At 73.0% G+C, this 19,044-nt stretch carries 17 protein-coding genes; 7 read left to right on the forward strand and 10 right to left on the reverse strand.

Going from position 1 to position 19,044, the window contains the following annotated elements:
• Positions 1-172 precede the first annotated feature (172 nt).
• The gene (locus tag ACGF4C_RS16585; RefSeq protein WP_030412942.1) at positions 173-412 is read right to left on the reverse strand and encodes a hypothetical protein; all 240 of its coding nucleotides are present in this window, start codon (positions 410-412) and stop codon (positions 173-175) included.
• Between the two features lie 138 nt (positions 413-550).
• Complete coding sequence (locus ACGF4C_RS16590) at positions 551-1,120, reverse strand: RNA polymerase sigma factor (protein WP_030412943.1); 570 nt, start codon at positions 1,118-1,120, stop codon at positions 551-553.
• A gap of 129 nt (positions 1,121-1,249) precedes the next feature.
• Between ACGF4C_RS16590 and ACGF4C_RS16595 the strand changes: the two genes are divergently transcribed.
• Complete coding sequence (locus ACGF4C_RS16595) at positions 1,250-1,387, forward strand: hypothetical protein (RefSeq protein ID WP_393566863.1); 138 nt, start codon at positions 1,250-1,252, stop codon at positions 1,385-1,387.
• Positions 1,388-1,396: 9 nt separating this feature from the next.
• On the opposite strand, the gene ACGF4C_RS16600 is transcribed toward ACGF4C_RS16595, so the two are convergent.
• The gene (locus ACGF4C_RS16600; protein WP_393566865.1) at positions 1,397-2,293 is read right to left on the reverse strand and encodes a DUF2867 domain-containing protein; all 897 of its coding nucleotides are present in this window, start codon (positions 2,291-2,293) and stop codon (positions 1,397-1,399) included.
• Between the two features lie 45 nt (positions 2,294-2,338).
• Here ACGF4C_RS16600 and ACGF4C_RS16605 point away from each other — a divergent pair, with 45 nt between their 5' ends.
• From ACGF4C_RS16605 to ACGF4C_RS16615, 3 genes are all read left to right on the forward strand, one after another.
• Complete coding sequence (locus tag ACGF4C_RS16605) at positions 2,339-2,944, forward strand: TetR/AcrR family transcriptional regulator (RefSeq protein ID WP_393566867.1); 606 nt, start codon at positions 2,339-2,341, stop codon at positions 2,942-2,944.
• A gap of 195 nt (positions 2,945-3,139) precedes the next feature.
• A complete protein-coding gene (locus tag ACGF4C_RS16610; protein WP_393566869.1) occupies positions 3,140-4,327 on the forward strand; it encodes a cytochrome P450 in 1,188 nt (395 codons plus the stop codon).
• A 35-nt stretch (positions 4,328-4,362) separates the two neighbouring features.
• The gene (locus ACGF4C_RS16615; protein ID WP_393566870.1) at positions 4,363-4,557 is read left to right on the forward strand and encodes a ferredoxin; all 195 of its coding nucleotides are present in this window, start codon (positions 4,363-4,365) and stop codon (positions 4,555-4,557) included.
• A 120-nt stretch (positions 4,558-4,677) separates the two neighbouring features.
• On the opposite strand, the gene ACGF4C_RS16620 is transcribed toward ACGF4C_RS16615, so the two are convergent.
• The 4 genes from ACGF4C_RS16620 to ACGF4C_RS16635 all read right to left on the reverse strand — a co-directional run bounded on the left by ACGF4C_RS16620 (position 4,678) and on the right by ACGF4C_RS16635 (position 10,952).
• Positions 4,678-6,513, reverse strand: a complete 1,836-nt coding sequence (locus tag ACGF4C_RS16620) for a CocE/NonD family hydrolase (protein ID WP_393566950.1) — start codon at positions 6,511-6,513, stop codon at positions 4,678-4,680.
• 179 nt (positions 6,514-6,692) lie between these two features.
• Positions 6,693-8,720: a S9 family peptidase gene (locus tag ACGF4C_RS16625; RefSeq protein ID WP_393566871.1), complete on the reverse strand. Its 2,028-nt coding sequence runs from the start codon at positions 8,718-8,720 to the stop codon at positions 6,693-6,695.
• Positions 8,721-8,764: 44 nt separating this feature from the next.
• Positions 8,765-10,126: a M20/M25/M40 family metallo-hydrolase gene (locus tag ACGF4C_RS16630; protein WP_393566873.1), complete on the reverse strand. Its 1,362-nt coding sequence runs from the start codon at positions 10,124-10,126 to the stop codon at positions 8,765-8,767.
• Positions 10,119-10,952 carry a M55 family metallopeptidase gene (locus ACGF4C_RS16635; RefSeq protein ID WP_393566952.1) on the reverse strand — a complete coding sequence of 278 codons (834 nt, stop codon included), beginning with the start codon at positions 10,950-10,952 and terminating at the stop codon, positions 10,119-10,121. The genes ACGF4C_RS16630 and ACGF4C_RS16635 overlap by 8 nt, the downstream gene beginning before the upstream one ends.
• 348 nt (positions 10,953-11,300) lie before the next feature.
• Between ACGF4C_RS16635 and ACGF4C_RS16640 the strand changes: the two genes are divergently transcribed.
• Positions 11,301-12,182 carry a helix-turn-helix domain-containing protein gene (locus ACGF4C_RS16640; protein WP_393566875.1) on the forward strand — a complete coding sequence of 294 codons (882 nt, stop codon included), beginning with the start codon at positions 11,301-11,303 and terminating at the stop codon, positions 12,180-12,182.
• A 320-nt stretch (positions 12,183-12,502) separates the two neighbouring features.
• Positions 12,503-13,393, forward strand: coding sequence for a serine hydrolase (locus ACGF4C_RS16645; protein ID WP_393566877.1), 891 nt, complete (start codon positions 12,503-12,505; stop codon positions 13,391-13,393).
• 32 nt (positions 13,394-13,425) lie between these two features.
• Here the strand turns inward: ACGF4C_RS16645 and ACGF4C_RS16650 are convergent, their stop codons facing one another.
• From ACGF4C_RS16650 to ACGF4C_RS16660, 3 genes are all read right to left on the reverse strand, one after another.
• Positions 13,426-14,220, reverse strand: coding sequence for a hypothetical protein (locus ACGF4C_RS16650; RefSeq protein ID WP_393566956.1), 795 nt, complete (start codon positions 14,218-14,220; stop codon positions 13,426-13,428).
• A gap of 147 nt (positions 14,221-14,367) precedes the next feature.
• Entirely contained in the window at positions 14,368-16,956 is a 2,589-nt protein-coding gene (locus ACGF4C_RS16655) for an MFS transporter (protein ID WP_393566878.1), read from the reverse strand.
• 373 nt (positions 16,957-17,329) lie between these two features.
• Positions 17,330-17,773: an SRPBCC family protein gene (locus tag ACGF4C_RS16660; protein ID WP_393566880.1), complete on the reverse strand. Its 444-nt coding sequence runs from the start codon at positions 17,771-17,773 to the stop codon at positions 17,330-17,332.
• A gap of 187 nt (positions 17,774-17,960) precedes the next feature.
• Between ACGF4C_RS16660 and ACGF4C_RS16665 the strand changes: the two genes are divergently transcribed.
• Positions 17,961-19,043, forward strand: a complete 1,083-nt coding sequence (locus ACGF4C_RS16665) for an Rv2578c family radical SAM protein (RefSeq protein WP_393566881.1) — start codon at positions 17,961-17,963, stop codon at positions 19,041-19,043.
• The last annotated feature ends 1 nt before the right edge of the window (position 19,044 follow it).

Below are 19,044 nucleotides of genomic sequence, written 5' to 3' on the forward strand. Positions count from 1 at the left end.
CTGCCACGGTCCCCGCACCGCGCCGGAACGCGCGGCGGCCGGCTCCGGGCCCCGCCGGCGCCGCCCACCCCCGTGTGGCCGCGCCGCCGGTGCCCCCGCCGTCAACTCCGCGCGCGCACGCCCCCCGTGACGTGCGCGTGCGTGCTCAGGTCCCTCCGTAAGCGACCGGCCTTCACCGGTTCACCACCGATCGGCCGAGGCCCGCCTCGTGTCCGTCGTCGTACCAGGACGCCGGCGAGAGGTCGGTGGGCTCCGGTGGTTCGGTGGCCCCGCCGAGGTCGGCTGCCGCCGCGAGGGCCCCGTACCGCAGGTCCCAGTCGTGCGCGGTGCGGGTGTCCGGTGGCACGAGGCGGTCCCCCTCTCGGAGGTAGGTCAGCAGCCTCTCGTGCGGAGAGGACTGACGTTCACTCATGGATGCTCCCCATTTCGATGTGAAGACCGGGGCGGGATAGGTCCCACCCTGAAGCCGCGTGTGGCGCACGGCCTCGGGGCGGGATCCAGCCCGGCAGGCGGCGGCCGCCAAAGGGTGCGGCCGCCGGGAGCCCGGGGCCTACGCCGGTTCCAGGTCCTCGTCCTCCCGCCAGAACTTCGCCTTCGCCTCGGCCGCGGCCAGCTGCCGGCTCACCGTCGCCGAGGAGATCTCCAGCAGCTCCGCGATCTCGGTGCCCTTCAGGCCCCAGACGTGGGTGAGCTCCCAGACCGCCGCCTGCCGCTCGTCGGCGATCGCCGCCTTCACCGACTCCAGCAGCTCCAGGTATTCGAGGCCGGCGGCCGGGTCCGGGCCGAACCGCCGTCCGTGCTCGGGCGGTTCGTCGTACGGCCGCTCGCCCGAGGAGCTCTTGCGCCAGTGGTCGCGGAGCTTGTTGCGGGCCACCACGGTCGCGAAGACCAGGACCGGCTTCTCGAACCTGGTGCCCTTGCGGAACTCCTGGAAGATGGCGATGCACACCTCCTGGGTGATGTCCTGGGCCAGGTGGTAGTCGTGGGTGACCCGCGTGACCGAGGCGATCAGCCGCGGCTCGACGGTACGCAGCGCCTCCATCAGCTCGGCCTCGCGCTCCTTGGACAGCCGGCGGGGTGACTCCGCGGAGTCGCTTCCGCCCCCTGAGAGCTGCCTCATGTGTCGTCCCTCTCCGCTGACCGGGTACCGCTCGGGGGTCCCGGGCTCCCTGGAAGGACGGGACGGGGACCGGAAGTTTTTCATCGGGCCGGGATGAAAATTCCGGCCGCCCCGGCGGGACTTGAGGGTATGGACACTCGCACCGCACTCGCCCTCGTGCTCGGCGGCTTCGCCGTCTACCTCGCCTACGTCGACCCGGTGCTCGGCGCCGCCCTCGGCATCGGCGTCGTGGTGGTCACCTTCCTGCTCACGCTGCTGGAGAAGTAGCCCGGCCGGTCAGGTCCCGACCGCCGCCTCCCGCTCGGCCGCGGTCGGGGCGGCGAGGGCCAGACGGCGGTGGATGCGACGGAGCATCGTGCGGGCCATGAAGGGGTGGACGCGGCGGACCACGGCGAAGTAGAGCCGGCCGGCCGTGTTGTGGATGCGGACGACCGTGCCGAGGGTGACGGTGCCGTCCGCGACCAGGAGCGAGGCGCGGAAGTCGAGGTGCCGGGCGTCCTCGCCGAGCAGCAGCTCCTGGTCCGTCCGGCCGACGACCGGGAAGGGCGCCCCGCGCAGCACGCCCTGCCACGCCTCCGGGGCGTCCGGCAGGCCGGGCCGGAGGTCCAGCTGCCAGGCGTCCTCGAAGTCGGTGCGCGGGAAGGCCCGGCGCGCGAGCCGTGCCGCGGCGGGCAGTTCGACGGCCCGGGCGCGGTCCCACGCCAGGCGGTTGAGCAGGCGGATCCACGGGGAGCGGCGGGGTCGCGGTATCCGCCGTCCCGCGGCGGCCCGTTCGATGTTGTCGAAGAGCTCCTGGACGACGGTGCGGTGCATCGCACGGATCGCGAGAGTCCACAACAGCCGTCGAACGGGCGGGAGTTGGGCCTCCAGGAGGTGTTGTACGCGGCAGCGGCCGGGGCCGTCGGGGTGGACGGTGACCTCGTGCCGGCCGCGGCTGCCGTCGGTGAAGTCGAAGCGGATGCGGCGGCCGGGCTCGTAGGCGCCGACGCGGTAGCGGACGAAGCCGTGGCCGCCGTCCGCGCCGACACCCAGCGGACGGTCGAAGCGCATCGGGGGCCAGGCCGGCGCGGGGAAGAGCGGGTCGTGGTCGCTGCCGAGCCGGTCGAGCAGGGCGCCGACGGTCTCGGCCGGGGCCTGGACGGTGCGGGAATGGACGTCGCGAACGGTACGCACGGAGCACCTCCATACGGTGGCGTATGTTTCACCGTACGGTAGCGTATGGACATGGCACGACAGCAGCGGACGAAGGAATCCGGCGGCGTCCCCCGGCAGCGGCTGACCGCGCAGGACTGGGCCGATGCCGCCCTCGCGGCCATGGGCGAGGGCGGTCTCGCGGCGGTGGCCGTGGAGCCGCTGGCCGCCCGGCTGGGCACGACGAAGGGCAGCTTCTACTGGCACTTCGCCAACCGGGAGGCGCTGGTAGAGGCCGCCCTGGAGCGCTGGGAGCAGCTCGGCACGGAGGCCGTGATCACCGAGGTCGAGGCCGAGCCGGACCCCGGCAAGCGGCTGCGCCGGCTGCTGCTGCACGCCACGAACCGGTCCGCCGAGGACCCCCTGGAGGTCTCCCTGCTCGCGACCGCGGCGCAGCCCAGGGTCGCGGCCGCACTGGCCCGGGTCACCGAACGGCGGATCGGCTATGTCGCCTCGCTCTTCGCGGAGCTGGGCTTCCCCGAGGAGGAGGCGCACCGGCGCGGTCTGCTGGCGTACACCGCCTACCTCGGGCACACCCAGCTGGCGCACGCCGTCCCGCGGAGCCTGCCGGACGCGACCGCGCGCGAGCGCTATCTGGACGGCGTGATCGACATGCTGGTGCGCCCGCTGTGACGGCCGACGGGAGGAGGTGCCGGTGCCCGAACTCGACCGAAGATGAACCAAGTTGGCCGATCTACGCGTAGACGCGCCATGTGTCCGAGGCATGAAGTGGAGATCAGCGCGGCGAATACGGCGCGCATGTGCGTTGACATCTCTCACCCGAGTGGTTCGAGTCCACTCCAACCCCCCTCGCCCGGGAGGCATGTCGTGACCGAAGCCATTTCCTACTTCCAGGACCGCACCTGTCCCTACCACCCGCCCAGTGCCTACCAGCCACTCCGGGAGGCCCGCCCGCTGACGCAGGTGACCTTCTACGACGGCCGCAAGATATGGGCGGTGACCGGCCACGCCGAGGCGCGGGCGCTGCTGAGCGACCCGCGGCTGTCGGCCGACCGGCAGAACCCGGCCTTCCCGATCCCCTTCGAGCGGTTCGCGGCGATCCGCCGGGTCCGCACCCCGCTGATCGGGGTGGACGACCCGGAGCACAACACCCAGCGGCGGATGCTGATCCCCAGCTTCAGCGTCAAGCGGACCGCCGCACTGCGGCCGGAGATCCAGCGGATCGTCGACGAGCTGATCGACCGGATGCTGGAGCAGGGCCCGCCGGCCGAACTGGTCTCCGCGTTCGCGCTGCCGGTCCCGTCGATGGTGATCTGCTCACTGCTCGGCGTCCCGTACACCGACCACGAGTTCTTCGAGGAGGAGTCCCGCCGCATCCTGCGCGGCCGCTCGGCCGAGGAGGCGGAGGACGCCCGGGCCAAGCTGGAGGAGTACTTCGCCGGGCTGATCGCCGACAAGGAGAAGCGCCCGGGCGACGGACTGCTCGACGAGCTGATCGAGGACCGGCTGCGGGCCGGCGCCCTGGAACACGACGAGCTGGTCCGGCTCGCCATGATCCTGCTGGTGGCCGGCCACGAGACCACCGCCAACATGATCTCGCTCGGCGTCTTCACCCTGCTCGAACACCCGGAGCAGCTGGCGCAGTTGAAGTCCGAGGAGAGCCTGATGCCGGCCGCGGTGGAGGAGCTGCTGCGGTTCCTGTCCATCGCCGACGGCCTGCTGCGGGTGGCGAAGGAGGACATCGAGGTCGGCGGTCAGTTGATCCGCGCCGACGACGGCGTGCTGTTCCCGGCGTCCCTGATCAACCGCGACGAGAACACCTTCCCCGCGCCCGACCGGCTGGACTTCGGGCGGTCCGCCCGGCACCACGTCGCGTTCGGCTTCGGCATCCACCAGTGCCTGGGCCAGAACCTCGCCCGGGCGGAGCTGGAGATCGCGCTCCGTTCGCTGTTCACCCGGATCCCGGATCTGCGACTCGCCGTACCGGCTGCCGAGATTCCGTTCAAACCGGGAGACACTCTCCAAGGCATGATCGAACTGCCGCTGGCCTGGTAGCGGCCATGACGGCGGACGAACGAAAGGGGTCCGGCATGCGGATCACCATCGACCAGGACGTCTGTATCGGCGCCGGCCAGTGCGCCCTGACCGCCCCCGCGGTGTTCGACCAGGACGACGACGGTTTCGGCCTGGTGCGTTCCGGCCGCGAGGACGGCGCCGGCGACCCGCTGGTGCGGGAGGCCGCCCTGGCCTGCCCCGTGCAGGCCATCACGATCACGGACGACTGAGCCGACACCTCCGCGGACGGCGCGGCCGACGCGCGCGGCGGCCGGACGGCTTCCGGCGCCCGCGGCGCGCCCGCACCGTACCGCCCCGATTCTTGTTTCCTACGGCAGCCACCTCATCCGCTACCGCAACACCCCTTGGGTGACCGGCAGTTCGAGGACTCCGGTGTCCTCGGGCGCGCTGGTGACCGTCACCGGCTTCACCCCGCGATTGCCCGCATAGGCGGAGTCGCTCGCGGCGAGGGTGAAGCGCAGTCGGTGCCCCGGCTCGTAACGGTGCACGATGCCCGGCAGTTCCACGGTGAACCGCCGGGTCGCATCGGGCACCCGGGCCGGGGCCACCAACCGGTGCACCAGCGTCTGCCTGCCGTCCGGCGCGACGTCGTAGAGCTTCGCGAAGAGCACGAGTTTGTCGGCCGCGTCGGCGGAGTTCTGCACCTGCTCGGCCCGCGGCGAGACCACCTTCAGCGTCACCCTGGGCGCGCCCACCACGTCCACCGGCCGGCCGGTGACCGGCGCGGACGTCCAGTCCAGATGTGTTCCGCGGGCGTCGAACGGTGCCGGGTCGGGCAGCTGGAGCATCCCGGCCGGCGAACTCTCCGAATGGCTGGTGGCGACCCGCAGATTGCGGTACTCACGACTGCCGCGCACCACCTTGGCCCGGTTGTCGACCAGCTTGCCGTCACCGGACAGATACAGCCGCCGGGTGCCGCCCGCCGGGTAGGTGGCGGAGGTGGCGTAGGTGGGCCCGCCGGTCACCCAGTCCCGGTAGTACGCGAAGGCCGGTCCGGTGCCGGTGTGTGTGCGGTGCCGCAGATAGCGGCCGAACCAGGCGAGGATCCGGCGTCCGACGTAGCTGCCCTCCATGTTGCCCTCGGCCAGGCGGAGTTCGCCCGCGGGCGGGTTCTTGATGCCGCCACGGTGGCCCCAGTACTGCCAGATCATCTTCGCCGGGGTGCCCTGGGCGGTCAGGGCCCGGTACGTGGCGGCCGCCTCGTTGAGGTTGAAGAGCGTGTCGGCCTGGCCCTGGACCAGCAGCGTCGGCGCCGTGACGGACTTCAGGTACGAGACCGGAGAGACGCTGCGCGCATAGCGGAGCATGGCCCCGGTGCGGGCGGCCGGGTACTTCCCGGAGTCCAGCAGCCGCTTGGTTGCGCAGGCCGGCGCGACGAAGTGCAGACAGCCCGCGCCGCCGGTCCGCGACGGGTCGATGCCGGGGTGCAGCAGCCCCTGCGCCTCACCGATCAGGAAGAACCCGTTGGTCCACTGCCATTTGTAGGCGCCCGGCACCGTTCCGCCGGCGCCCCGCCGGCGGCCGGCGTTGTTGGGGTCGAGGGAGTAGGACAGGTCGTTCCAGGTGATCAGCGGGACCAGGGCGTCCACCCGGTGGTCGACGGCGGCCGTCGCCAGCTGGATCGCCCCGCCGTAGGACCCGCCGATCATGCCGACCCGCGGATCGCCCCGGCCGTCCTTGGCGACGTAGTCGAGGCGGGTGCCGTTGTCGGCGGTCCGCGATCCGGCCAGCAGATCGACGAGTTGACCGGCCGCCCGGCCGTCGATCCGGGGGTCGTCCAGGGAGATCGGGCAGCCGGTCCGGCCGAAGCCGAGGCCGGAGTAGGCCAGCGCCACATAGCCGCGGGCGGCGAACGCCTTGGCGAGGGCGTCGGTGGAGCCGTCCGCCTTGCTGCCGCCGAAGCCGTTGGTGGTCAGCACGGCGGGCGCGGGGTGGGCCGCGTCCACGCCGGACGGGCGGTAGACGTCGGTGTCGACGGTGCAACTGCGGCCACCGGCACGGACGGTGACCTTCAGCGCGGTGACGGTGTACGGCCCGGCGGCCGCGGCCGAGGGACCGGTCAGGGCGAGGGGCGCGGCGAGGGTGGTGCCGGCCAGCAGGGCGAGGGACGTGCGGAGCAGCGGACGGAACCCGGCTCGGGACTCGCGGGGCACCAGGACCTCCAACGGGGACACGGCGTACCAACCAGTCGGTAGCGGCGCGTTCATGTTGTGACACGAGTAATGTCGTGTCAACGCTCCGGACACCGTTTCCCGTGGGGACGTCAGTTCGCCACCGTCCGCCGCAGCCGGGCCAGTTGGGCATGGTTGGGCCTACGGCCGACGCGGCCACCGGTCACCACCGGTCACTCGCGGAATTCCAGCGGCGGGACCTCGTCGCGCGGGAAGCCGAACGTCCGGGCGTAGAGGGCGAGTTCCGCCTCCAGGGTGCGGACCAGGGTCTCCGCGCGGCGGAAGCCGTGTCCCTCGCCGGGAAAGGCCAGGTAGGCGTGGGGTACCCCGCGGCCGGCCACCTCGGCGAGGAAGCGCTCGCACTGCGCGGGCGGGCAGATCACGTCGTCCAGCCCCTGGAGCAGCAGGAACGGTGCGGTGATCCGGTCCGCGCGGTGCAGCGGCGAGCGCTCTCGGTAGCGGTCGGGGACCTCGGCGAGCGGGCCCACCAGCCCCTCCAGGTAACGGGATTCAAAGTCATGGGTCCCGCCGTTCGCCCAGTCGGTGAGGTCCAGGACGGGGTAGCTGATGGTGCCGCAGGCATAGAGGTCGGTGGAGGTCAGCGAGGCGGCGGTGGTCCAGCCGCCGGCGCTGCCGCCGCGGATGGCGAGCCGGGCGGGGTCGGCGGTGCCCTCCTCGGCCAGCGCCCGGGCGACCGCCGCGCAGTCCGCCACGTCCACCACGCCCCACTGGCCGCGCAGCCGCTCGCGGTAGGCGCGGCCGTAGCCGGTCGAGCCGCCGTAGTTGACCTGGGCGACGCCGATGCCGCGGGAGGTGAAGTAGGCGATCTCCAGGTCGAGCACCAGCGGCGCGCGGCTGGTGGGGCCGCCGTGCGCCCAGATCACGTAAGGCGGCAACTCGCCGTCCGGCGGGGCGTGTTGGGGGTTGTGCGGGGGATGGATGTGGGCGTGCACGTCCCGGCCGCCGGGGCCGGTGAAGGTGCGGTGCCGTGGCCGGGAGTAGTAGGCCGGGTCCACGGCGTCGGTGTGCCGGCAGGCGATAGCCCGGGCGCGCCCGGTGCAGGTGTCCAGCTCGACGACCTCGTACGAGCGGTCCGGGCCGGCCGCGATGCCGACCACCCGGCTGCCGTGCGCGGCGAGCGTGGGCGTCCACTCCGTCCAGGGTCCGGCGGCGTCGACGAGGTCGCCGCTGACCGGGTCGAGGATGCCCAGGGTCATGGCGCCGCGGCCGTGCAGCACCGCGACGGTGCCGTTCTCCAGCGGCAGGAACCAGCGCTCGCCGACGTTCCACAGCGGGCCACCGAACTCCTCCTGCCGGGCGGGGCACAGGCCGCGGCTCGGCACCGCGCCGGCACCCTCCGCACCGGGGTGGAGGCGCCGGAGCTCCCACCAGCCGCCGGGGTCCGAGACGAACAGCAGCGAGCCGTCGGCGTCCCATTCGATCTGCACCACGGACTCGCCGGTCGCGCCGCCGCCCGGAGCGGTCGGGCCGAGGTCGCCGGCCAGCGGCCGGACGGCGGTGAACTCGCCCTTGCCGGTGACCTCGGCGAGCATCACCAGCGTGCCGTCCCAGGGCATCTGGGGGTGGTCCCAGGCGAGCCAGGCCGCCCGGCCGCCGTCCGGGGAGATCCGCGGACCGGTCACGAACCGGTGGGTGTCGTCGCTCAACTCCCGTACGGACTGCCGGTGTCCGGCCGCCGAGCCGTCGAGCGGGACGGCCGCGATCACCCGCCGCACGTCCGTCGGCCGCTCGCCGGTGAACTCCTCCAGGACGCACCACACCTCGCCCAGCTCCGGCCGCAGCACCGGATCGACCCAGCGCAGCCCGTCCCCCACTCCGGACAGCGGGGTGAGCGGGCGGGGCTCCCGGCCGCTGTCCGGTTCGAAGGCGTACAGCCGCTGGTCGGCGAAGTCGCAGAAGACGATCAGCGGTCCGCGCTCGGTGACGGTACCGGCCCAGGGCAGGCCGCCGTACTCCAGCACCCGGCTGCGGACGTTCCACGGCGCGGGCAGCACCGTGTGCTCGGTGCCGTCCGGCCGCCGGCGGACCAGCGCCCGGCGGCCGCCCTCGGCGGGGCGCGGCTCGGTCCACCACACCTCGTCGCCGACCACGCCGACGAAGGCCGGCCGGCCGTCGTGCGCGGCGACCGTCCGGGCATCTACCGGGGACGTCCAGCTGCCGTAAGGGGCCGTGGTCACCATGGTGCGGATCCTCTCCTCCACCGGTCGGGCGGGGCGCGGGCCGGTCAGGCCGCGCGCAGGAAGTGGTCGAGGACCCGGACACCGAAGTGCAGTCCCCCGACCGGTACGCGCTCGTCCACGCCGTGGAAGAGCGCCTGGTAGTCGAAGCCCTCGGGGAGCTTCAGCGGCGAGAAACCGTAACCGGTGATGCCCAGCCGGGAGAACTGCTTGGCGTCCGTGCCGCCGGACATGCAGTACGGGACGACGTGGCCGTCCGGGTCGAAGCGCTCGACGGCGGCCCGCATCGCGGCGTACGTCGGCGTGTCCACCGGGGCCTGCAGGGCGACCTCGCGGTGGTGGTACTCCCAGTCCACCTCGGGGCCGGTCAGCTCGTCCAGGGTGGTGCGGAACTCCGCCTCGCCACCGGGGACGACCCGGCCGTCCACATGGGCCACGGCGGAGCCGGGGATCACGTTGATCTTGTAACCGGCGGACAGCATCGTGGGGTTGGCGCTGTTGCGGACGGTCGGTTCGACGAGCTTGGCGGACGGGCCGAGCTTGCCGAGGAGTGCGTCGACATCGCAGTCCGGGGCGTCGACGTTCACGTCCAGGCGGTGCAGTGCGGCCAGTTCGCGCAGGGCGGCCCGGACGGTCGGGGTGAGCCGGACCGGCCATTCGTGCTCGCCGATCCGGGCCACCGCGCCGGCCAGCCGGCTGACCGCGTTGTCGTGGTTGACCTTCGAGCCGTGTCCGGCCCGGCCCCGGGCGGTCAGCCTGAGCCAGGCGGTGCCGCGCTCCCCCGCCGCGATCGGGTACAGCTGCATCCCGCCGCCGGCGTGGAAGGTGAACGCCCCGGATTCGCTGATGCCTTCGGTGCAGCCGGCGAACAGCGGGGCGTGCCGGTCGGCGAGGAAGCCCGAGCCGTCCTCGGCGCTGGCCTCCTCGTCGGCGGTGAAGGCCAGCACGATGTCGCGGCGCGGCCGGACGCCGGTGCGCGCCCAGTGCCGTACGGCGGCGAGCACCATCGCGTCCATGTTCTTCATGTCGATGGCGCCGCGGCCCCAGACCACGTCGTCGACGACCTCGCCGGAGAACGGGTGCACGGTCCAGTCGGCGGGTTCGGCGGGGACCACGTCGAGATGGCCGTGGACCAGCAGGGCGTCGGCCGCGGGGTCGGTGCCCTCGATGCGGGCGACGACGTTGGTGCGGCCCCGGGTGCGTTCCAGCAGGGTCGGTTCGATGCCGGCGTCGGCCAGTCGCTCGGCGACGTACTCGGCGGCCGGGCGCTCCCGGCAGGTGCCGTCGCCGGCGTTGCCGGTGTCGATCCGGATCAGGTCGGAGGTGAACCGCACCACCTCGTCCAGCGCCTGCCGGTCCACCCCGGCCCCGTGGCCCGCGGCGCCCTCTTGCACGTTCTTCTCAGCCATATTCTTCCTCCACGGCGGACGACACGACGGTGGTGACCGCCTTGAAGCACCGGATGGCTTCGTACATGTTCCGACTGGTATACGCGACCCGGCGCTCTGCGCTGCGCTCCACGCCGGGCACACAGGTGGCGGCACCCACCAGATGCTCCGCGTCGAACTCCAACTCGACGTGGAACGGGCCCCGGTGCGCCGCTTCGTGACGGACCGCCAGTGCCGTGGCCTTGGCGGCCGCGGCCCGGATGTCAGCGGCCGTACGGGCCGGTGGCCGGCAGACCGCGGCGTAGCGCGAGACGTAGTCCTTGACCGCGACGGCGGGCGCCTCGGGGGCGTATCCCTGGGCGTCCTGGCAGGTGCGGTCGTCTCCGGTGACCAGGACGACGGGCACGCCGTACTCGGCGACCACGAGGGAGTTGAGGTAGCCCTCGCTGGCGCGGGTGCCGTCGACCCAGACGCCGGTGAGGGTGTTGGCGAGGTAGGTGTGGGCGAGGACGCCCTCGGTGCCCGCGCCGGTGTGGTAGCCGACGAAGGCGATGCCGTCGACGTCGCCGTGCTGCACGCCCTCGACCATGCTGAGCGACTTGTGCCGGCCGGTGAGCATCTGCGCCCGTTCGTCGAGCTTCTCCAGCAGGAGGTTGCGCATCGACCAGTGGGCCTCGTTGACGAGCACCTCATCGGCCCCGCCGTCGAAGAATCCGGCGATCGCCGCGTTGACGTCGGAGGTGAACAGGTGGCGGCAGCGTTCCCACTGCGGCTTGCCCGGCAGCACGTCCGCCGGCCAGGTCACGCCGGTGGCGCCCTCCATGTCGGCAGAGATGAGGATCTTCACGGTCACCAGTCCTATCGCAGGCGGCAGGCGGTATGCACGATTTTGGACATCACTCGTTCACAACGTTTTCGAGGCGCCGAACGCGCCCGACAGGGCATGACACCTCGTCCGGAACCCTCCAGGAGCACCGAGTTGGCCGCAACACCGTGAGCCCTCGCAGCGCCGGCAGGTGACGCGGACACGCTCGTGTGGCACCGTATTCCACACAGTTTCTGTCGCAAAGCGGAAGGGCATCCGCCAGAATTCCGATGGAGTTCCGACGGACTTCTGTCAGCCGCCGACGCCCCCAGCCCGGTGGGATAGAACGTCCCGGACCGGCCTCCCACATGAGGAGACAGAGGCAGAATCATGAGCACAGCACGCAACGCCAGCCCGTTAGTACAACCCGGCGACCCGCAGGCCGACGGTGGTGACGAGCAACTGGCCGCCCTCACCGAACTGGTCATCCACTCCCTTTGCGAACGCAATCCAGGCTTCCGGGAATTCCTGGAGCGGAACGACGGGGCGCAGGTCACCCGGCTGATCGCGGACGTCCTGCGGGCCGGCCGGCCGCTGCCGGCCACCGTGCGGGCGGTCCGGCTGGCGACCGCCACCGACCTCCACCTCGTCGCTGCGGCGCTCGGCGACTGCCTGGTCAGCCTGCCGGACGAGGCGCCGGGGCTGCTGATCCCCGGCGCGCTCGCCGAGGGCGAGGAGGGACGGGCCCGACTGAAGGGCATCCTGCGGCACCGCGCCGCCGCGGTCGGCCATGCGGTGCCGCCGCAGGACGCCGCCGCCTCGGTCCGTGCCGCCTCCCGCCTGCTGGACCTGGCCGCCCGGTGCGACGGCCCCGCCGCGGGCGTGGCGTTCGTCGACGACCACCTCTCCAGCCTGCTGCTCCTCCAGGACGAGTCGCTCACCCGCACCCTCATCGCCCGCCGGCTCCGGCCGCTCGCGGGCCTGTCACCGGAGCGGTGCGCGCGCCTGGAGGCGACGCTGCTGGCCTGGCTGGGCGGGATGGGCGCGCCGGAGGTGGCCAAGGCGCTCAGCATCCATCCGCAGACCGTGCGGTACCGGATGCGCCAGCTGGAGAAGCTCTTCGGCGCCCGGCTGCGCGATCCGCGGACCCGCTTCGAGATCGAGCTGGCCCTGCGCGGCCGCCGGCTGATGGCGGGCGCCCACCGCCGACGGACCGCCGCGTCCCGCCGGTCACGCCCCAGCCGCCTCCGCCAACCGGTGCCGCGCCCCTAGAGGCACGCCCCGGGACGCCGCGCCACCCACCCCGCACCCCTTCCCTTCGCCCTTCCCTTCACCCTTCCCTCCATCCGATCTGCCCGGCCCGCCCCGTCCGTCCCCATTTGGCGAATCTCACACCCGCGCCACACTTCCCAAATCCGGACATAGCACCCCAGATTCCCGGGGTGCCCTCCGACCTGCCCCGTATCGTCACCGTGACCCATGAAGGGCGCACCGCCGCCGCACGCGGCTGCGCCGGCCCGACCGCCTCCGGTCACCCCAGGGCCGACCCGCCACCGGCGGGGCCCCGATACAGCGGGACAGGAACCACCCCCATGCACGGATCACGCCTCCACGGACGACGCCTCGCAACCGGCACGCGCCGCGGACTGGCCGCGCTGGTGGCCGCCGGATCACTGCTCACGGTGCTCAGCTCGGCGACCCCGGCCGCGGCCGGCACCGCCAGCGCCCCGGTGGCCGGCGCCAAGGTCGTCTGCAGCTCCAAGAAGCCCGGCCTGGCCCCGGCCCTGTCCCACGACATCGCCGACGCCCTGCACGGCCGGCGGAGCGCCTCGGCACTGGCCTTCTACGACCGCAGCACCGGCACCCGCTGTGCCTTCAAGCCCGGCACCCACTTCGACTCGGCGAGCGTGGTGAAGGTCACCGTGCTCGGTGCACTGCTGCGGCAGGCCGAGGAGGCGCACCGGAAGCTGACCAAGCACGAGGTCAAGCTGACCACCGCCATGATCACCAAGTCGGACAACGACGCGACCAACGCCCTGTGGCACCAGATCGGCCCGGCCGGCGTCCAGCGCTTCCTGGACCTCGCCGGTATGCAGGACACCGTGCCGGGCCACGGCGCGTCCTGGGGCCTCACCCAAGTCACCGCCGCCGACCAGCTCACCCTGATGCAGCTGCTCACCACGGACGGGGCGGTGCTCGGCCCGGCCTCCCGGGGCTACGCACTCGACCTGATGCACCGGGTCGCGGCCGACCAGCGCTGGGGCGTACCGGCCGGCGCCCCGGCCACCGCGACCGTCCACGTCAAGAACGGCTGGCTGCCGCGGGACACCGGCGGCTGGCGGATCAACAGCGTCGGTACCTTCACCGGCCACGGCCACGACTACGGCATGGCCGTCCTCTCCACCGGCAACGCGACCATGGACTACGGGGTCGCCACGGTCGAGGGCGCCGCCCGCGTCATCCACCGCGACCTGCAGCGCTGAGCCGGCCGCCCGCGGGCGGCCACGGCACCTGCCTAGGCGAGCTCGGTGGGCAGGCCGTCCCGGCGGCTGATCTCCAGCACCGGACAGCCCAGCTCCAGCACCTGCGCGACGATCCGGGCGCTCAGGCCGGGACTCAGGTCCGGCAGGAACCCGGGGAGCCGGCGGGCCAGTTCAGCGGCGCCGGGGAGATCGGCCTCGGGGAAATCGGTGGCGGGGAGATCGGTGGCGGTCGAGTCAGTGTCGATTGAGTCGGCGTCGGTCGAGTCGGTGTCGGTCGATTCGGTGTCGGTCGATTCGGTGTCGGTCGATTCGGCGTCGGTGTGCCGGGCGAAACCGGGCATCCAACGCTCATCTCCGGCGCCCGGCCCGCTTTGCCCGCCCGGCCCGCACGGGCCGTCGGGCAACAGGGCGGCATCCGCGGCGAGGACGAGAGTCGGCCCGGGGCCAGGGGCGGCGAGCGGGTACGCCCACCACAGCAGGTCCACGGGACCCGCCCCGCCGGTCGCCATCCGGGCCCGACCCGCGGTGGGGTAGGACGTCGGACCTCCCGACGAGGCGGGCAGACCGCCGGGCCCGTCGCACCCCTGCGCACCGCTGTCGCCGAGGGCACCCGTGACCGGCATCAGGTCGAGCGCGGGGGTGCCCACCGCCTCCGCACGGCCGGGCCCGAAGAGCCGGCGGGCGCCGCTGCTCCAGTGGGAGATCCGGCCGTCCGCGGCCACCACCACGACCGCAAGCGGAATCCGTCCCGGCAGTGCGCGACGCGGCTCGGCCACCCGGGTCGCCGTACCGGGCCGGCCGGCGGCGTCCGACGGACCGCGCTCCATGGGCGGTTGCTTTCTCGTACCCCGATCATGCCTCACCGCCACCACGCTACGGCCGCGGGCTGATGCGGTGGGCGGCATTTCCCCAAGAGGCCGAACAGGTGGTATGCCCGCACAACGGGCCCCCGGCCCCCGCCCCTTGGCGCGCGGTCAGTCCTCGTGTCCGAGCTGGAGGTCGCGTTCGGTGCGGCCGCCGCCGGCCACCTGGAGGACGGTGGCCACCGGCGGATATCCGGCGGCGACCACGGTGTACTCGCCGGCCGCGAGGTCCACGAAGCGGAACAGCCCGTCGGGCCCGGTGACGGCGGTGTCGACGACATTGCCCGCGACGTCCAGCAGGGTGACCCGGGCGTCCTCGACGGGGCGCCCGCCACCGGCCCGTACGGTCCCGCGCAGCACGGCACCACCGGCGAGTTCGATGTCCTGGCGGGTCTCCCGCGACGCCTGGACGGTGACCGGCAGCGCGGCCGGCCGGTACGCCGGTGCGCTGGAGGCGAGGGTGTACTCGCCGGCCACCAACTCACCGATCACGTAAGCGCCTTCGCGTCCGCTGCGGGTGGTCGCGACGACCTCGCCGCGCACATCGGTGAGGGTGACCATGGCATCGCGTACGGGGGTGCCGTCCGCGGTGGTGACGGTGCCGGCCAGCCGCCCGGCGCCGCCGAGGACCACGTCCAGTTCGACCGGCCGTTCGCCGACGGTCACGGTCACGGCCTGCGGTTGGTGGCCGCCGGCGGCCGCGATCAGCACGTAGGAGCCGGGGCCGGGGGTGCTCAGGGCGTACCGCCCGTCCTCGCCGGAGGCGCCGCGGCCGATCTGCCGGCCGGTGACGTCGATGAGGGTGAGCGCGGCCCGCGGCACGATGGAGCCGTCGTGGTGCCGTACCGCCCCGCACACCGGGATGCCCTGATGCCCGCCACCGGAGAGACGGGAACCACGGCGGTAACCACTCCCGGGGAACGTCGGGTTGAGGGTCTCCGGGTCCGCGGCGGAACGGGCCTGCGGCACGGCGGTCGGCACGGTCTGTCCGGTCGGTTCGGCGGGTACGGAAGGCCCGGCAGGTCCTGCCGGTTCGGTCGGATCGCCGTAGGTGGTGGGCCGGTCCGGGGTCGGGGAGGTCTGCGGGGCGTGAGAGGCGTGGGACACCAGTGTTTTCTCTTTCAGGAAGAAGGCGAGCACGAGGCCCAGGACGAGCACCGGCACGAGGAAGAAGAAGACCCTCGGCATGGCGTGGGCGTAGGCGGCGACGGAGCCGTCGCGCAGGGAGGCGGGCAGCGCACGCAGCAGTTGCGGGGGGATCGACTCCGGATGGGGCAGCCGACGCGCTTCCGGCAGCCGGCCGGCGAGCCGGCGGGCCGGCCGGTCGGCGAAGAGGATGCCGAAGAGGGTCACGCCGACGCTGCCGCCGAGGTGCCGGAAACAGTGGTGGGTGCTGGTCGCGGTGGCGAGGTCGCGGGCGCGTACGGAGTTCCGGGCGGCGAGCACCAGCACCGGCAGCACGAGGCCGAGGCCCAGGCCCAGGACGGCCGCCAAGAGGCTGGAGGTCTCCCTGGGGGTGCCCGGCGCCGTCCGCGTCAGCAGCCACATCCCGCCGGCGGCCAGCGCACAGCCCAGCACGGCGAAGACCTTGGGGTGGCCGGTGCGGCCGATGAGCCGGCCGGAGACGACGTACGCGAGGACGGTGCCGCCCATCAGCGGCAGCATCAGCAGGCCGGACCCGGTGGCCGAGGCGCCGTCGGCCCCCTGCAGGAAGGTCGGCGCATAGCCGGCGGCGCCGAAGAGGGCGATGGCGACGGCGGCGCCGATCAGGCCGGTGCGGGTGAAGAGGGAGTCGCGGAACAGCCGCAGCGGGACGATCGGTTCGGCGGCGAAGTGCTCGACGGCGAGGAAGAGCAGCGCGCTGCCGAGCGCTCCGGCCGCCAGCCCGAGGACGACCCGCGAGTTCCAGGAGTACTCCGTGCCGGCCCAATTCGTCAGCAGCGCAAGGCAGGTGGAGAACGCGGCGAGCAGCAGGGCGCCGGCGAGGTCAGGCCTGGGCCGGCGGGGCGGCCGGGGCGGCCGGGGCAGCTTCAGGGCGAAGGCGATGACGAGGAACGTCAGGGCACCGAACGGGACGTTGAGGTAGAGACACCAGCGCCAGGAGGCGTGGTCGGCACAGAGGCCGCCGATCAGCGGTCCGGCCGCGACCGCGAGGCCGAAGATGGCGCCGATCAGTCCCAGGGAGCGGCCACGGGCCCGGGGCGGTACGACGTCGGCGACGAGGGCATGGACGCCGATCAGCAGTCCGCCGCCGCCGACGCCCTGGACGGCCCGGAAGGCGACCAGTTCGTCCATGGTGTGCGACCGGCCGGCCAGCGCCGAGCCGGCGGTGAAGACCAGGAGGGCGAGGAGGAGGACCGGTTTGCGGCCGAAGAGGTCGCCGAGTCTGCCGTGGAGGGGCAGGCCGAGGGCGGAGGCGAGGAGGTAGGACGTCACCACCCAGGACGCCGCGCCCCGGCCGTGCAGCTCACCGACGATCTCCGGGAGTGCGGTGGCGACGATGGTCTGGCCGAGGGCCGCGAGCAGCAGGGCCAACAGCAGGCCGGCGAAGACCGGACGGGCCCGGCGGGGGCCGAGCGGCACCGGCGCGGCGCCGCCGTCCGGTGCACCGGGCCGGTCCCCGGCGGGCGGTGCCGTGGCCGTGCCCGGTGCCGGTGGGCCGGTCCGCCCGGCCGGGTCGCTCAGGGTGGTCCCGCCCACGTGCTGCTCCCCTCGTCACGCCTGTTGCCGCCCAATTTCTCGCATTGGGCGACAACAGCGTTCAAGCGCGACGAAAGGGGTCAGGCGCGGCCGGAAGGGATGTCAAGTGCCTTGTCGGGCAGGCCCCTTGGGCTCCCATCAGGGCTTTCCGCACGGAACGGGTCCCACGGCCGGGGCACCTCGGCGCGGCCGAAACCACCCGAACCGGTGAGCGTGACGCAACGCGCCCAGGGTGACGCATGTGACGTCCGCGCTCAGCGCGGAAAGCACCCGACGCCGGCAGCGAGCTGTGCGCGCATGACACACAGGGGACCTGCGACACAGGGATGCGCGGCAGGGGATGCGCGACACGGAGATGACGTATGACGTCCGCTCACTTCTCCATGTGCGCGGCGAGGTTGGCGAGGATGGTGTCGTAGATCCGGCCGAGACCCTTGGGGGCGAAGGTCCGCTCGAAGAAGCCGCCGATACCGCCCGCGCCCTGCCAGGTGGTCGTGACGACGACCCGGGCGCGCTTCTCACCGGCCGGCGTGACGACCCAGGTGGTCACCATGGAGGAGTTGCGGTCCTTCTCCACGAGCTGCCCGTCGGTGGGCTCGTCGACCTCCAGCAGACAGTCGCGCACCCGCTTGCTCGTGGCCTGGAGCTTCCAGTGGACGAGGGTGCCCTTGCCGTCGCCGCCCTCGCGGACCTCGTACTCCGAGAAGTGCTCGGGCAGCAGCTGCCGGCGCGTGCCGCTGTAGTCGGCGAGCGCGTCGAACACGTCCTCCGGGTCCGCCGCGATCTCGCGCTGCGTGGTGGCCTCGACCTGACCCATGTGTGTCTTCCTCCAGTAGTCGGCTGCCGGTCCTGCGATGCGCCGCCAAGCCAACCACCACTGGGGTGCACGCCCAAAATCCGCCCCGGACCCGACCCGCCGGACGAGAGGAGAACGCGATGGGAACACGTGTTCTATTATGGCGCCCGGGGGGCTCGACGGCATGCAGCATGCAGAAGGAGGCCCGATGCGCTGGGACAACCTGGGTGACGGCCCGGCCGCACTCTTCGGTGCGGACGTGGTCAGCCGGACGTTCGACACCCCCGAATTCCGCGGGATCACGTTCCACGAGGTGCGCGCCAGTTCCCTCGTCAACCGCGTCCCGGGCGCCTCCCGGATGCCGTTCGAATGGACGGTCAACCCCTACCGAGGCTGCAGCCACGCCTGCGTCTACTGTTTCGCGCGCAAGACCCACAGCTATCTGGACCTGGACACCGGCCTCGACTTCGACAGCCAGATAGTGGTGAAGGTCAACGCCCCGGAACTACTGCGCCGCGAACTGGCCGGGCGCCGCTGGCGCGGCGACCACATCGCGATGGGCACCAACGTCGACTGCTACCAGCGCGCGGAGGGCCGCTACCGCCTCATGCCCGGCATCCTCACGGCGCTGCGCGATCACGCCAACCCGTTCTCGATCCTCACCAAGGGCACGCTCATCCTGCGCGACCTGGAACTACTGCGGCAGGCCGCCGAGATCACCGACGTCGGCATCTCGGTCTCCGTCGGCTTCCTGGACCACGAGCTGTGGCGCACGGTTGAGCCCGGCACGCCCGCCCCCGAACGCCGGCTGGACGTGGTGCGCACCCTCACCGCGCACGGCATTCCCTGCGGTGTGCTCATGGCGCCCGTCATCCCGTTCCTCGGCGACGCACCGGAGCAGCTGCGCGGCACGGTCCGCGCCATCGCGGAGGCCGGCGCGGGATCCGTCACGCCGCTGGTCCTGCACCTGCGCCCCGGCGCCCGCGAGTGGTTCCTGTCCTGGCTGGACCGCCACCATCCGCATCTCGTACGGCGCTACGCGACGATGTACGCGGACGGCGCCTACGCGCCCACGTGGTACCAGCGCCGGATCACCCGCCAGGTCCACGAACTCGCCGCCGAATACGGCATCGGCCCCGCCCGCTCCGGGGAGGCCCGCCGCATCCGCCCGCCCTCCGGGGACGCCGGGAATTCCACCCCTGCGGCCGATTCCACGTCTGCCCCCACACCCACACCTACGCACACGACCACGCCCACCACCCCAGGGCCGACCCAGCTGACCCTCATCTGAG

This window comes from Streptomyces sp. NPDC048197 (assembly GCF_043202395.1).
Lineage (GTDB): Bacteria > Actinomycetota > Actinomycetes > Streptomycetales > Streptomycetaceae > Streptomyces > Streptomyces siderophoricus.

What these genes read in the sequence shown, in the direction of transcription:
- ACGF4C_RS16590 (WP_030412943.1), bottom strand. Translation starts at nt 1,120, where the DNA reads ATGAGGCAGCTCTCAGGGGGCGGAAGCGACTCCGCGGAGTCACCCCGC.
- ACGF4C_RS16650 (WP_393566956.1), bottom strand. Translation starts at nt 14,220, where the DNA reads ATGGAGCGCGGTCCGTCGGACGCCGCCGGCCGGCCCGGTACGGCGACC.
- ACGF4C_RS16640 (WP_393566875.1), top strand. Translation starts at nt 11,301, where the DNA reads ATGAGCACAGCACGCAACGCCAGCCCGTTAGTACAACCCGGCGACCCG.
- ACGF4C_RS16625 (WP_393566871.1), bottom strand. Translation starts at nt 8,720, where the DNA reads ATGGTGACCACGGCCCCTTACGGCAGCTGGACGTCCCCGGTAGATGCC.
- ACGF4C_RS16660 (WP_393566880.1), bottom strand. Translation starts at nt 17,773, where the DNA reads ATGGGTCAGGTCGAGGCCACCACGCAGCGCGAGATCGCGGCGGACCCG.
- ACGF4C_RS16585 (WP_030412942.1), bottom strand. Translation starts at nt 412, where the DNA reads ATGAGTGAACGTCAGTCCTCTCCGCACGAGAGGCTGCTGACCTACCTC.
- ACGF4C_RS16595 (WP_393566863.1), top strand. Translation starts at nt 1,250, where the DNA reads ATGGACACTCGCACCGCACTCGCCCTCGTGCTCGGCGGCTTCGCCGTC.
- ACGF4C_RS16665 (WP_393566881.1), top strand. Translation starts at nt 17,961, where the DNA reads ATGCGCTGGGACAACCTGGGTGACGGCCCGGCCGCACTCTTCGGTGCG.
- ACGF4C_RS16645 (WP_393566877.1), top strand. Translation starts at nt 12,503, where the DNA reads ATGCACGGATCACGCCTCCACGGACGACGCCTCGCAACCGGCACGCGC.
- ACGF4C_RS16615 (WP_393566870.1), top strand. Translation starts at nt 4,363, where the DNA reads ATGCGGATCACCATCGACCAGGACGTCTGTATCGGCGCCGGCCAGTGC.
- ACGF4C_RS16630 (WP_393566873.1), bottom strand. Translation starts at nt 10,126, where the DNA reads ATGGCTGAGAAGAACGTGCAAGAGGGCGCCGCGGGCCACGGGGCCGGG.
- ACGF4C_RS16605 (WP_393566867.1), top strand. Translation starts at nt 2,339, where the DNA reads ATGGACATGGCACGACAGCAGCGGACGAAGGAATCCGGCGGCGTCCCC.